General features: G+C 39.6%; 14 protein-coding genes. 12 read left to right on the top strand and 2 right to left on the bottom strand.

Annotated features, from left to right (window positions below):
* The first annotated feature begins 23 nt into the window (after window positions 1–23).
* From AC0VYO_RS01115 to AC0VYO_RS01130, 4 genes are all read left to right on the top strand, one after another.
* A complete protein-coding gene (locus tag AC0VYO_RS01115; RefSeq protein ID WP_475366303.1) occupies window positions 24–2,147 on the top strand; it encodes a BglG family transcription antiterminator in 2,124 nt (707 codons plus the stop codon).
* Between the two features lies 1 nt (window position 2,148).
* Window positions 2,149–2,586, top strand: coding sequence for a PTS mannitol transporter subunit IIA (locus AC0VYO_RS01120; protein WP_160921705.1), 438 nt, complete (start codon window positions 2,149–2,151; stop codon window positions 2,584–2,586).
* A 2-nt stretch (window positions 2,587–2,588) separates the two neighbouring features.
* Window positions 2,589–3,734 carry a mannitol-1-phosphate 5-dehydrogenase gene (locus AC0VYO_RS01125; protein ID WP_475368294.1) on the top strand — a complete coding sequence of 382 codons (1,146 nt, stop codon included), beginning with the start codon at window positions 2,589–2,591 and terminating at the stop codon, window positions 3,732–3,734.
* A 211-nt stretch (window positions 3,735–3,945) separates the two neighbouring features.
* Window positions 3,946–4,275, top strand: a complete 330-nt coding sequence (locus tag AC0VYO_RS01130) for a DUF1516 family protein (protein WP_430246643.1) — start codon at window positions 3,946–3,948, stop codon at window positions 4,273–4,275.
* 396 nt (window positions 4,276–4,671) lie between these two features.
* Here AC0VYO_RS01130 and AC0VYO_RS01135 read toward each other — a convergent pair whose 3' ends face one another.
* Window positions 4,672–5,184 (bottom strand): acyl-CoA thioesterase, encoded by a 513-nt coding sequence (locus AC0VYO_RS01135; protein WP_226616780.1) that lies wholly within the window; start codon window positions 5,182–5,184, stop codon window positions 4,672–4,674.
* A 477-nt stretch (window positions 5,185–5,661) separates the two neighbouring features.
* Between AC0VYO_RS01135 and AC0VYO_RS01140 the strand changes: the two genes are divergently transcribed.
* The 3 genes from AC0VYO_RS01140 to AC0VYO_RS01150 all read left to right on the top strand — a co-directional run bounded on the left by AC0VYO_RS01140 (window position 5,662) and on the right by AC0VYO_RS01150 (window position 7,487).
* Window positions 5,662–6,405, top strand: coding sequence for a divergent polysaccharide deacetylase family protein (locus tag AC0VYO_RS01140; RefSeq protein WP_475369031.1), 744 nt, complete (start codon window positions 5,662–5,664; stop codon window positions 6,403–6,405).
* A gap of 70 nt (window positions 6,406–6,475) precedes the next feature.
* Complete coding sequence (locus AC0VYO_RS01145) at window positions 6,476–7,042, top strand: biotin transporter BioY (protein ID WP_430246645.1); 567 nt, start codon at window positions 6,476–6,478, stop codon at window positions 7,040–7,042.
* Between the two features lie 61 nt (window positions 7,043–7,103).
* Complete coding sequence (locus AC0VYO_RS01150; RefSeq protein WP_430246647.1) at window positions 7,104–7,487, top strand: DoxX family protein; 384 nt, start codon at window positions 7,104–7,106, stop codon at window positions 7,485–7,487.
* A gap of 191 nt (window positions 7,488–7,678) precedes the next feature.
* On the opposite strand, the gene AC0VYO_RS01155 is transcribed toward AC0VYO_RS01150, so the two are convergent.
* Window positions 7,679–8,581 carry an aldo/keto reductase gene (locus AC0VYO_RS01155; RefSeq protein ID WP_475368295.1) on the bottom strand — a complete coding sequence of 301 codons (903 nt, stop codon included), beginning with the start codon at window positions 8,579–8,581 and terminating at the stop codon, window positions 7,679–7,681.
* Between the two features lie 145 nt (window positions 8,582–8,726).
* Between AC0VYO_RS01155 and AC0VYO_RS01160 the strand changes: the two genes are divergently transcribed.
* The 5 genes from AC0VYO_RS01160 to AC0VYO_RS01180 all read left to right on the top strand — a co-directional run bounded on the left by AC0VYO_RS01160 (window position 8,727) and on the right by AC0VYO_RS01180 (window position 12,072).
* Window positions 8,727–8,927 carry a hypothetical protein gene (locus AC0VYO_RS01160; protein ID WP_194222522.1) on the top strand — a complete coding sequence of 67 codons (201 nt, stop codon included), beginning with the start codon at window positions 8,727–8,729 and terminating at the stop codon, window positions 8,925–8,927.
* 299 nt (window positions 8,928–9,226) lie between these two features.
* Complete coding sequence (locus tag AC0VYO_RS01165; protein ID WP_475366307.1) at window positions 9,227–9,766, top strand: hypothetical protein; 540 nt, start codon at window positions 9,227–9,229, stop codon at window positions 9,764–9,766.
* Window positions 9,767–9,940: 174 nt separating this feature from the next.
* The gene (locus tag AC0VYO_RS01170) at window positions 9,941–11,041 is read left to right on the top strand and encodes a M24 family metallopeptidase (protein ID WP_475368296.1); all 1,101 of its coding nucleotides are present in this window, start codon (window positions 9,941–9,943) and stop codon (window positions 11,039–11,041) included.
* Window positions 11,042–11,173: 132 nt separating this feature from the next.
* Window positions 11,174–11,611 (top strand): disulfide oxidoreductase, encoded by a 438-nt coding sequence (locus AC0VYO_RS01175; protein ID WP_475366309.1) that lies wholly within the window; start codon window positions 11,174–11,176, stop codon window positions 11,609–11,611.
* The gene (locus AC0VYO_RS01180) at window positions 11,608–12,072 is read left to right on the top strand and encodes a thioredoxin family protein (protein ID WP_475366310.1); all 465 of its coding nucleotides are present in this window, start codon (window positions 11,608–11,610) and stop codon (window positions 12,070–12,072) included. Before AC0VYO_RS01175 ends, AC0VYO_RS01180 begins: the two co-directional genes overlap by 4 nt.
* Window positions 12,073–12,076: the final 4 nt, after the last annotated feature.

Genomic DNA, 12,076 nt, shown 5'->3' on the forward strand with positions numbered 1-12,076 from the left:
AGCCAGAATTCGAGGTGAACCATGTGTTTATTTCAGCAAGGGAACGAACAATTCTTCAGCTTCTATTAGAGAGTAATGACTATTATACGGTCAAAGGAATCGCTCAAGAACTTGAGGTAAGCGAACGAACGGTTCACCGTGATTTAGTAGGCGTAGAGGATATTCTCACTCAGTATGATTTAACCTTAAACAAGAAAGCTGGAGTAGGGGTTCGAATTGATGGTGAAGAATCCAACCGAAATGAGTTGAAAAGCTATCTAGTTGATCTAACCATTACGGAATACACGCAACAAGAAAGGGAGACGCTGATTCTATGTAAGCTATTGGAATCAGCTGATCCTATTAAGTTAATTGGTCTAGCGAATGACTTGAGAGTGACAGTTGCTACTGTCAGTCATGATTTAGACAAAGCGGAAGAATGGCTTGAAAGAATGCAGCTTTCATTAATACGAAGGCGGGGATATGGTGTGCAGGTTGAAGGGACTGAAGCCCTGAAAAGGCACGCCATGAGTTCCTTGCTTGCTTCTGAGTTTAATGATTCAGACTTTTTTACGTTGTTAAAGAAGTCGATTCAAAAGAAATCTCAAGGCAATGTTCTCGAATCTGCTTCCGAACGATTGCTAGGGTTAGTTGATCGAGATAAGCTTTTGAAAGTTGAAACAATCGTTGATGATATTAACAATGAGTTACCTTATATGATCGCTGATAGTGCATATATTGGTTTAATTGTGCATTTGACTCTGGCTGTGGAGCGTATTCAAAAGGGTGAAAAGATCGAGATTGATGAAGACTATTTAAGCACGCTAAGGAATACGAAAGAGTTTGGTTTTGCTAGAATAATCGCTACAAAACTTGAAGAATCTTTTAGTGTCTTAATACCTGAAGCTGAGATCGGTTATATCACCATGCATTTACGCGGAGCCAAATTAAGAAACACTGGAGACTACTATTTAGAAGAAACAAATTATCCGATTCTTGTTAAAACCAAGGAGTTAATCCGCTATGTAGATAAGCGTCTCAATGCGAATTTAGAAACGAATGAATCACTTCTAGAGGGTTTAGTGACACACCTCGGTCCTGCTACGCATCGTGTTAGGCAGAACATGAATATCCATAATCCTTTGCTTACAAAAATCAAAGCAGATTATGCTGACTTATTCCAACTGCTTGAAGATGCGCTAAAAGATACTTTTCCGGGGGTATCCATTCCTGATGAAGAAGTTGGTTTTCTCGTCCTTCACTTTGGTTCAGCCCTTGAAGGTCGCTTTCAACATAACGAAGTGAATATTCTTGCCGTATGCTCAAGTGGTATCGGGACATCCAAAATGCTGGCGACTCGATTGAAGCAGGAGTTACCAGAAATCCAAACTATCAAAAGCGCTTCATTATTTGAACTACAAGATGAAGATCCAGAGAATTATGATCTGATTGTTTCTACAATCCCTCTCCCTGAATATGAAGGAGAGTATATAAAGGTAAATCCTTTTTTAACGGAGGAAGAGGCAACACGAATCCGCTCGACTCTTCATAAGAAGTCGATGATGAAAAGAAGAAGCACGGTCGAGAAGCCAAAGACGGATAAGGAATCCTTGTTTTTTTCAAATGATGAAGCGAGTACCTGGTTTCGTAAAGCTGAATTATATACCAAGACTGCAGCTTCAGTAGTGGAATTATTTCGAGTAAATCAATCTGAACACAAAGAGGTGGAGAAGCTTTTAGCAGAAGAGTGTATGCGTCTAGAAATGCTTGATGCTATCAGCGATTCATCAGATGTTAAAGAAGCACTTCTAAAGCGCGAAACCATTAGTGGAGTGGGTATTCCTGAGACTTCACTTGCATTGTTTCATACGCGGACACCTGAAGTTAAGAAGCCTGTGTTTACAATTGTTCGATTAATGGAACCTGTTCAGAGAAAGGCAATGGATGGTTCATTTATTGAAATGGACACCGCTCTTTTACAACTGGCACCAGAGGATTCGCCAATTGAAAGCATTGAGATCATGAGCTACATTAGTTCTCTTATCATTGAATCAAATGAAAGCATCGCGCTTTTTTCGGGGAGCAATCAAGAATCAATTGGATTGTATCTCGCTAACAAAATGAAAAGTCATGTAGAAAAACAATTAGGATTTAAAGGAGACGATTAAAATGGCAAAAGAAATTCTATCAACTGAGAACGTATTACTAAACGAAACGGCTGCAACAAAAGAAGAGGCTATCCGTATGGCAGGTCAAATCCTTGTAGACAACGGTTATGTGGATGAAAGCTACCTTGAGCAAATGCAAGAACGTGAAAAGATCACGACGACTTACATGGGCAACTCTGTTGCAATTCCTCACGGTACGGAGGATGCTAAGAAAGCTGTGAAGCATTCTGGACTATCCATCATCCAATTGCGAGAAGGCGTTGATTTCGGAGATGGAAATATTGCGAAGATTATCATAGGTATTGCTGGTAAGGATAATGAACACTTAGAGATCCTTTCTCAAATTGCCATTGTATGTTCTGAAGAAGAAAATGTAGAAGAGTTGATTCAAGCGGATTCCAAAGAAACGTTAATCTCAATGTTTAACGAGGTGAATTAATCATGCTTGCCGTTCATTTTGGTGCTGGAAATATTGGAAGAGGCTTTATTGGTAAGCTTCTTTCTCAATCAGGATATGAAGTATGCTTCGTAGATATCAACGAGAATGTGATTAACGAGCTTAATGAACGAAATAGTTATACAGTGGAAATATTAGGTCAGGATAAGGAGAAGATTGCTGTTGAGGGTGTGAAAGGTATTAATAGCCAACAAGATCCTGAGGCAGTTGTCGATGCGATCTATCAAGCTGACCTTATTACGACCGCTGTTGGCCCGACCGTATTGAAATTGATTTCTTCTGCTATCAAAGAAGGCATCTCAAAACGTATCGCAGATGGAAAGGCTCCCGTTAACGTTATTGCATGTGAAAATATGATCGGTGGCAGTACAATGCTTCGAAAAGCTGTTGAAGAAAAGATGGATGAAGCGGATCGTAAAGTGCTAGATCAATATGCTGGTTTCCCAGATGCCGCAGTGGATCGTATTGTTCCAAATCAAACGCACGAAGATCCATTAATGGTTGCGGTTGAACCGTTCTATGAATGGGTAGTCGATCAAACTATGATGGCTGGAGAGGTTCCGGATATTGCTGGGCTTACGTACGTTCAAGATCTTGCTCCTTACATTGAGCGGAAGTTGTTCACCGTTAATACTGGACACGCAGTGACAGCTTACCTTGGTTATCAAGCAGGGTATGAGACAATAAAGGAAGCACTAGACACTGAAGATATCTATCATGATGTTAAGAAAGCTCTTGAAGAGTCTGGTGAATTGCTTCAGCATAAGCACGGTTTCGAAAAAGAGGCGCATGAGGCTTATATTACAAAAATTCTTGGTCGTTTTCTAAATCCACATCTAGTGGATGAAGTTACTCGCGTTGGACGAGCTCCAATTCGTAAAATTGGAGCTGACGACCGTCTTGTTGGACCGGCACGTCAGCTCGCGGAATTAAACAAAGAACCAAACTACCTTGCGAAAGGAATTGCAGCAGCATTACAATTTGATCCTAAAGAAGATGAAGATGCTGTAACGATTCAGAGTAAAATCAAAAACGAAGGTCTTTCTAGTGCGATTACTGCTTTTACAGGAGTAACCGAAGGAGAAACTCTATTTGATCTAATTAGCAAGCATTATAAAGAAATGGCGTAATCTCTACGCAGAAGGGGAGCTCATTAAATGGAGCTTCCCTTTATTTGTTTGAAATCTGTTCGTTTCGGAATTATTTATTAGGGATAAATAATATCTTAAATCGTATCATTTTGTTACGATTTCGTATTAGGACTTGTGCCAACCTCAATACAATTCTACTATTAAGGTATGGCGTTAGTCATATTCATTTTCAATGGGAAGGGGAACACGAATGTTCAATATATTACTTCAGTCTCACTCAGGTTCATGGGCGATTCTTGTTTTGCTATTAGTGGTTAGTTACTTTGCTCCTAAGCAAAAGATCTCGCTTATGATTCAGCGATTATTTTACTTGATTATGCTCGGTACTGGAATTGGGATGCTCTTTATCCTTGGTTTTCCGCTGATCTATGTGCTTAAAGGGATCCTGGCGGTTGTGTTAATCGGGGTTATGGAAATGATTGTTGGAAGAAGAAAGCGTGCCGAATCAACAAAAATGCTTTGGATCGCATGTATTGTTCTTATTTTAGTTATTATTTCAATCGGCTACAATTGGATTTAATGTGAAAAAGCGACAGCCAATAAAATTGGCTGTCGCTTTTTTTAGTGGCTTCAGTCCCTCGATCGCTTCACCTCATAAAATGAACACAAAGACCGTGTTCTTTTTATAAGGCTCCAGCGCTTGTCGGGCCTAATCGGTCACTTCCGCTTTTGTTACCATCCAGCTGCAGTGACCAGTCCCTCGATCGCTTCACCACTCAAAATGAACACAAAAGACGTGTTCTTTTTGAGTGGCTCCAGCGCTTATCGGGCCTAATCGGTCACTTCCGCTTTTGTTACCATCCAGCTGCAGTGACCACTCCCTCGATCGCTTCACCACTCAAAATGAACACAAAAGACGTGTTCTTTTTGAGTGGCTCCAGCGCTTGTCGGGCCTAACCAGTCACTTCCGCTTTTGTTATTCCCAAGGTTTTTCTGTGGTTAGGAGGCCGGCTAGTTCTTTACTGGCCTGGCGGTGTTCTTTGCGTTTTTCTGCTCGGGCGGGAGCTGTTTCGTGTAGGTTTTTTTCTTCTTCTGATTCAGGGATGACTTTTGGAACGGGTAGTGGTTTTTTCTTTTCATCCAATGCCACAAATGTAAGGAATGCTGTAGCTCCTATATGTCGTTCGCCCGATAGGAGATGTTCTGCAATTACTTTCACAAATACTTCCATAGAAGACTTTCCGGTGAATGTCACGTATGCTTCGAGACAAACAGAGTCGTCTGGTGTAATCGGGTGTAAGAAGTCAACAGAGTCAGTTGAGGCTGTTACAACTTCACTACGACAGTGGCGCATTGCTGCGATTGATGCAATATCATCAATGTCTCTCATCAGCTGGCCACCAAATAAAGTATTATGATTGTTTGTTGCTTCTGGGAATACGTGACTTGTTTTGACAACACGTGATTCGCGAATGTATTTAGATTCCATAGTCGTCTCTCCTTATTATGCTTTTCTTGTCGTCTATCTTTACTATGCCCTTGATTAGGAGCTGAAAAACCTCTGTCAAATATGTAAGAGTAGAGGAGTTACCTAAAGTAGCGATTATATAAATCGTCCCACTCATCTTCGTTCACGTCAAAGACTGTTTTTGAATCCCATTTTGATAAATTGTCTCAAGGTTTAAATCGATCCATGTGTTTCTTTATGTATCGAGGTTTTCAAAAGGATGTGATGTATGTGATTTTTTTGAAGTAATTGAAGAGAGAGAAGATCGGTTGACCACTTTCTGTACAGATGCGTAGTAAATACTCATCTACGTTCATACTGAAGCTCCTTTCTTCTCTCTATTTTCATGCAGTCGAATGGATAACGCAACTGATCTACCTCGGCATTCATGAAGAAGCCTTGTATGGGAATAGTAAAGGGTGAAAGGAGTGTGTGGACGTGAACAAGTGGGTTTGTTTTATGATGTTGATCGTACTTTTTCCAAGTCACGTGTATGCGGAGAATAATCGCGAGTTGGCCATTGTTATTGATGATTTTGGAAATGACATGGGTGGGACAGATGAAATGCTTCGATTACCTGTTACACTAACGGTAGCCATTATGCCGTTTCTTGAAACGACTGAAAGAGACGCGGAGGAAGCGCATCGTTATGGACATGAAGTGATCGTTCATGTTCCGATGGAACCGGTAAAAGGGAAGAGAAGCTGGCTAGGTCCAGGCGCAATTACAACTGATCTTTCTAATAAAGAAATTCAAAAGCGAGTAAACGAAGCGATTGAGGCTGTTCCTCATGCGGTTGGAATGAATCACCATATGGGTTCAAAAGTGACAGCTGATGAACGAGTGATGAGGATAGTTCTTGAAGTGTGTCGAGAAAAGGGTCTCTATTATTTAGATAGCAAGACAACAGGCAAAAGTGTCATTCCTGAACTAGCAGAAGAAATAGGGGTACCTTACCTTGAGAATGAGCTGTTTTTTGACGATGTCTATACGATTCAACATATGAGCAGACAAGCTCAAGAGTTGGCGGAAAAGCTGAAGGATGATGAGGCTCATATCGCAATTGGACATGTAGGAATCGCCGGGAAAAAGATGGTAGCTGTTTTAAATGAATTTATTCCAATGTACAAAAGCGAAGCAAAAATTGTACCTCTTTCACAGATGATTCCAGGTTTTGAAATGATTGATGAAAGCATGCCTTAAATAGAACTTCCTCCTTTCTATAATAAATGTTAACATTTATTATATATAGGTTAACATTTGGGGGGAGAAAATGCAGAAATCAAAGCTTAGAATGATAATTTTATGTGGATTCTTTATTGGCATTACAGCTATTCTTGCACAAATGGAAATTCCTTTACCACTTGTCCCTATTAGTGGACAGACTTTAGCTGTCGGTTTAACCGCCACAATTCTTGGTAGTAAATACGGTGCCATTACAATGACAGGCTATACAATATTAGGGGGGATTGGTCTTCCGGTGTTTGCACAGGCTAAAGGTGGATTAGGAGTCTTATTAGGGCCGACTGGTGGATATATTTTTGCCTTCATTATTGCGGCATATGTTACTGGCCTTATCCTAGAGAAAACATCGTATACTTTGATACATGCGATGTTGGCGAACACCGTGGCTATGATTATCATCCTTTTAATCGGTACGATTCAATTGAAATTTGTTGTAGATCTAAACTGGCATGATGCGATGATTGCGGGAGTTTATCCTTTCTTATTTGTTGGTTTAATCAAAGCATTTCTTGCAAGTTGGTTAGGTATTACTGTTCGCAAACGTCTGATTGAAGCAAGGCTCTTACAAAGTCCAGTGGGACCGATTCAAGCATAAAGTGACCCAAGGACCCTATCTGACACGTTAGCTAAGAAACAATACAAGTGAGGTGTCCATTGTGAAGAACAGAATGGAATGGGGCTTTCTGGGTGGGCGAGTAATACTCGGTTTCATTATGCTAGCTCATGGAATACAGAAACTAGGTGGAATAGGAGATACCATTGCCATGTTTGAAAAGATTGGTCAACCTGCCTGGTTAGCTTATGCTACAGCCATTATTGAAGCCGTTGGAGGAGCGTTTCTTATTGCGGGGATTTTCGTTGTCCCATCTGCGATCCTTCTAGGATTAACGATGATTGGTGCTATTGTTCTTGCAAAGCTTCCTATGGGATTAATAGGAGGCTACGAATTTCCACTCTCCCTTTTTGGATTATCACTTATATTAGCATTTACAGGTAGTAGGAAGTTGGCCTTATCTGAAGTTATTTCAAGTGAAAAATAAAAAGATGAAATAGAACGATCTTTGAAAAGATAATTTTTCAACAAATATTGTACAGCAAGATAGCTCTAAATAGTGCTAAATAAACGTTTGTTTAAGAAGAATAAAATAAAGAAGCGCCTTTCTGTAGAGAGGCGCTTCTATTTGTGTCATATCCAGATAAAATTCAGAATATATCTCGGTTAGCGATGCTCTTATGGAATATCATGTCCCATAGAACTTGTTAGAATTTCAAACCACTGATCACGTGATAAGGAGTAAGAAAGAGCTTCGACAGCACTATCAATTCGCTCTCGCTTTCCTGATCCAACGATTGGCATAATGTTTGCCGGATGGTTAAGTAGCCATGCATAAAGCACTTGATCGATCCCTTCAGCACCGGTCTCAGAGGCTATCTTTTCTATCGTCTTGCGGAGACGAACTGCTTTATCGTCTTGCGATGTGAACACATCTCCTCCTGCAAGTGGAGACCATGCCATTGGTTTCATTCGCTTTTCCTGACAAAGATTTAACGTCCCATCTTCGAAGTTCTCAAGATGGTAGGCTGAAAGTTCCAGCTGATTTGTAATTAACGGTTGATCCACATAAGATTGTAGCATGTTAAATTGATGATGTTTGAAATTAGAGACTCCAAAATGACGAACCTTTCCAGCTTGTTTTAATTCAGAAAAAGCTTCGGCCACTTGTTCTGGATCCATAAAGGGATCAGGTCGATGAATTAACAGGACATCGATATGCTCAATCCCAAGTGCTGTAAGGGACTGTTCAGCAGAAGCGATGATGTGATCTTTACTTGTATTATAATGATGAGATTGGTGGGAGGGACGATTGGGAGACTCGATTACAATCCCGCATTTTGTGACAATCTCCATTTGGTCACGTAGAGATGGCTTGAGTGCTAATGCCTTCCCGAAAAGTTCTTCACACTCATAACTTCCATAAAGATCAGCATGATCGAACGTTGTAATGCCACGATCGAGATTATGCTCTATTAAAGAAAGTGTTTCTTCGCTCGTTTGATTCCAGTCTGCCAGTCGCCAGAGACCATGAACGAGACGAGAGAATGATAAATCTGCTGTTAGATGAATACGCTGCATCATTAAACCTCCAAAATGGTTTTGTATGTACTTTTCTTATCATAATGTAATGAAATCGTTTGCGCAACTTGTTGAACCTTTATTAGTTGGCAAATGTGCTCACCCTTAATGATAATGCTTCTCATTATCATTAAGGCGTGCTATAATGAAAAAAATAGTCAACGAAGAGGTGGGTAAAATGGTTGAAACGTTACAAATCTCCATGTTTTTCTTAATACTGGTCTTTTCCTTTACAGCATTTGCACTTGTTCTTAGAGCAGAGGCTTTAAGAAGTGGTTATGTACGTGAAAAGAAAACGAGTGCTTTTGAATCAACACCACCAATTTCATTTAAGAAAAGTTATTGACTTTCTAATTGATAAAGATTATCATTATCGGTATAGAAGAAAAGAGACATGGTGTTCCCCGACACAAATTGTCCTATATAGCTCAAACAAAGCCAAAGAAGTTCCCCCTTCTCCAATTGTTTGAATATTGTAGCTGCCAACGCCGGCAGCTATTTTTATTTGTCTCCTTTAATAAATATACATAAATGCTTTTATACTAGTGATTTAGAAAGGGTTTTTATCCATATATTTTCATTTACAAAATTTAATAACGTGCTAAACTAATTTTTGGAAGTACACATATAATGGGGGTTATACCAATGAAAAAGGTCTTTTTTGTATTGAGTTTATCAATGCTTCTCGTCGTAGCAGCATGCGGTTCAAATACAAATAGTGCTAATGAAACTAGCGGAGATGCAGAGCAAATGGACACGAAGAGTGTTCTACTTGATTTTCAATCTGAAATTGTTAGCGTATTGAAAGAAAATAATGAAGACATTGCAGCATACGAGTCAGCTAAGTTTGCTGTAAGTGACAGTGAAACACCAGAAGAGGAAAAGCCTTCAACTGAAGAACTTAAAGAGCTGAAAGGCAGTGCTGTAGAAGCAAGCAAAGCCACTGTTGAAGGTATTGAAAGCCTGGAAGTTCCATCTGAATTGAAAGACTCGAAAGAAGAAATTGAAAGCGCACTTGATGAACTAACGGAAGCCTATGAAATTCGCGCAGAGCAAGCTGCTATTGATGATCCTTCAGTGCAAGAGAAGGCATTAGAGCATTTTACGATGTTTGAAGATCAAATGGGTAAAGTATTTGAAGATGCTGATTTAATTAAGCCAAGCTTTGCGAAAGAACTAGAATAGAGAAATTTAACCCTGCATATTAAATGCAGGGTTTTTTACATAGTAGTTTTTTGTATGACGTATACGATTTCACGTATGATAAGCTAGGGGAGGAAACGCTCTTAATAATCAAGAGGCCTGTGTTCTGATAGAATGAAAAAATGAACAGGTTAATTTAAAAAAGGAAGTGTCACTATGAACGAACGTTTATCGAAATTTACGAATTACCTTATTGAGCAGAATCAAGATTTTGCCTACATCCATTCCCCTTCTAATGTCTATTATTTGACTAACTTTCATTGTGAGCCTCATGAAAGGTTGCTTGGACTTTTTGTGGTGCCGAATCAGGAACCATTTCTAGTCTGTCCTGGAATGGAAGTTTCACAGGCTAGAGACGCAGGGTGGAAATATGACATTATCGGCTATAGTGATTCAGAACAACCATTTGACTTCATTTTTGAAGCATTGAAACAACGTGGCATCCATAAACCAACTAGTGCTTCGATTGAGAAAGGTACGCTTGCTTATGAGCGAGCTGAAGAACTGCAAGCACGTTATCCTGAGCTGAGCTATCACTCAGCAGAGCTTGGACTGAATCAATTGCGCCTAATTAAGGATGAGAAAGAAATTGAAGTATTACGTGAAGCAGCAGCACTTGCTGATTTTGGTGTAGAGACTGGTGTTAAGGCTTTACGAGAAGGTGTTACAGAGATGGAAGTCCTTGCTACCATTGAATTTGAATTGAAGAAAAAAGGAATTCGTGAGATGTCATTTTCAACAATGGTCTTGTTTGGTGAGAAATCTGGACAACCACACGGTAACCCTGGAGAGCGTCAATTAAGAAAAGGAGATCTCGTCTTATTTGATCTCGGAGTTGTATTAAACGGGTATTGCTCTGATATTACTAGAACAGTGGCTTTTGGTGAGATTAACGATAAGCAAAGAGAAATTTATGAGACAGTATTAAGTGCACAAACGGAATCACTTAATATCTCAAAACCCGGGACACGACTAGGTGATATTGACCTTGCAGCAAGAAACGTTATTTCTGATGCAGGCTATGGCGAACACTTTCCACATCGTATTGGACATGGTATTGGAATTGAAGTACATGAGTTTCCTTCCATGAGCGAGAAGAATGACGACTTGCTTCAAGTAGGTATGACGTATACGATTGAGCCGGGTATCTATCTACCAGATGTTGGCGGCGTGCGTATAGAAGATGATGTTCTTGTAACAGAGACTGGTTATGAGACGTTAACAAAGTACCCGAAGGATCTACAAATTATTAAGTGAGATAAAGTCGGCTCTTCAAAGAGCCGGCTTTAAAAAGAGTTAGGTGGATTGTCATCATTCTGTTTATTTCATGTCATCAATAGTAGTGTATAATAATAATATATTTTGGCTTGAAAGAAGAGAGGTACAGCTGTGAATACTGAGAAAAAAAGTGAGTATCTTTTATTTGGAGCGTGGGCTGCTTCAGTTCTTGCCCTTGCTGGAAGTTTGTATTTTTCTGAAGTTCTTAGATACGAACCTTGTGAACTATGTTGGTATCAAAGGATTCTCATGTATCCTCTAGTTATAATTCTAGGTATCGCTGTGGTGCGAAAAGACGCATCCCAACGATTTTATGTTCTCCCATTGTCGATCATTGGTACATGCGTTTCGCTGTATCATTATTTGCTACAAAAAACATCTTTTCTAGCAGAAGCGGCACCTTCATGTGGTAGGGTTCCATGTACAGGTGAATATATTAATTACCTTGGATTTATTACGATACCGTTTCTTGCACTTATTGCATTTCTAATCATTACGATTCTAATGGTTGCCTTACATAAGCAAACAAAGAGGGAGGAAAACATGTGAAGAAAGCTATTATCTTTCTTGGTATTGTCATCGTAATATTCGGAGCACTCGCCTTCGTTACAAACTATAGTAATAGTGAGAAGACAGAAGGGAATCCATACGGGAAGAGCTCTTTAAATCCGGCTACAATAGAGCAACTTGACGATCCATTATATCAAAATCAAATTTTACCTGATGAGCTTGAGGAAGCCCTGTCTAATGAAGAAGATGCCTTCGTTTATTTCTATAGTCCAACATGTATCCATTGTAAAAATACTTCCCCAGTCCTTGTACCACTTGCCGAAGACATGGGAATTGAATTGAAAAAATACAATGTTCTTGAGTTTGAACAAGGTTGGAATGATTACAGAATTGAATCAACGCCAACTCTTGTGCGATTTAAAGATGGTAAAGAAGTTGATCGTATTGTAGGTACGCAATCAGAAGACACTTTTAAACAGTGGATCGAAAAGAATGATTAACATA

It is taken from the genome of Anaerobacillus sp. 63XJN7_4_ISO-PGPR-S23-413 (assembly GCF_056173725.1).

Coding starts and splice junctions, on each gene's coding strand:
- AC0VYO_RS01140 (WP_475369031.1), top strand. CDS start 5,662: ATGATGTTGATCGTACTTTTTCCAAGTCACGTGTATGCGGAGAATAAT.
- AC0VYO_RS01145 (WP_430246645.1), top strand. CDS start 6,476: ATGCAGAAATCAAAGCTTAGAATGATAATTTTATGTGGATTCTTTATT.
- AC0VYO_RS01170 (WP_475368296.1), top strand. CDS start 9,941: ATGAACGAACGTTTATCGAAATTTACGAATTACCTTATTGAGCAGAAT.
- AC0VYO_RS01165 (WP_475366307.1), top strand. CDS start 9,227: ATGAAAAAGGTCTTTTTTGTATTGAGTTTATCAATGCTTCTCGTCGTA.
- AC0VYO_RS01160 (WP_194222522.1), top strand. CDS start 8,727: ATGAAAAAAATAGTCAACGAAGAGGTGGGTAAAATGGTTGAAACGTTA.
- AC0VYO_RS01120 (WP_160921705.1), top strand. CDS start 2,149: ATGGCAAAAGAAATTCTATCAACTGAGAACGTATTACTAAACGAAACG.
- AC0VYO_RS01130 (WP_430246643.1), top strand. CDS start 3,946: ATGTTCAATATATTACTTCAGTCTCACTCAGGTTCATGGGCGATTCTT.
- AC0VYO_RS01155 (WP_475368295.1), bottom strand. CDS start 8,581: ATGCAGCGTATTCATCTAACAGCAGATTTATCATTCTCTCGTCTCGTT.
- AC0VYO_RS01135 (WP_226616780.1), bottom strand. CDS start 5,184: ATGGAATCTAAATACATTCGCGAATCACGTGTTGTCAAAACAAGTCAC.
- AC0VYO_RS01125 (WP_475368294.1), top strand. CDS start 2,589: ATGCTTGCCGTTCATTTTGGTGCTGGAAATATTGGAAGAGGCTTTATT.